Source organism: Dellaglioa sp. CoH-57-MRSF-19 (assembly GCF_056781975.1).
In genome coordinates, this window is the sequence record NZ_JBXAXW010000097.1 from 1 (window position 1) to 544 (window position 544).

The window sequence follows — 544 nt, forward strand, 5'->3', positions numbered from 1 at the left end:
CGCGGGCACTGAGGGGTAAGCCGGTTCGTGCGTCATTCACGGCCGAGGCGCTGTATTGGCGTCGCGCATGGCACAGACAAACCGGGCTCTAAGCGTACACCCCAAAATAAAGCTTTGCAAAAGGCGTGAGACTCGCGTATGATGGTTTCATGCGTCGGGGCCGCGCGCAGCAGGAAAAGCGGGAAAGGCAAGCCGATTACACCAAGCGGATGCAACTAGCGCGTAACTGACCCAGCAAAGCCCCGACGCGTCTAACCCTCTAACGCCATGGGAACACGCATGAAAACGAAAGACTTTTACGCGGCACTCATCCGGGTTCGTGACACGCAAGAATCGGTAACAATCGGCAGTTTCACGTTTACGCCCGACAATCGCATGGGGCGCGGATTCAGCTACGAACAACAGATTGCACGACATGATCCGCTCAGGTGCGAACTCTCGTATCTGTCGCCGCGTGTAGGCGGTATGCGTGACTGGCCGGCAACCTAATCGGGTATGAAACGTGCGGCACGGCGTTACGCGGAAGAGCACGCAGCAGAAATGG

1 protein-coding gene is annotated in these 544 nt (G+C 57.5%); it reads left to right on the forward strand.

Going from position 1 to position 544, the window contains the following annotated elements:
- The first annotated feature begins 279 nt into the window (after nt 1-279).
- Nucleotides 280-489, forward strand: coding sequence for a hypothetical protein (locus AC1RO3_RS08410; RefSeq protein WP_481763993.1), 210 nt, complete (start codon nt 280-282; stop codon nt 487-489).
- The last annotated feature ends 55 nt before the right edge of the window (nt 490-544 follow it).

Coding starts and splice junctions, on each gene's coding strand:
- AC1RO3_RS08410 (WP_481763993.1), top strand. CDS start 280: ATGAAAACGAAAGACTTTTACGCGGCACTCATCCGGGTTCGTGACACG.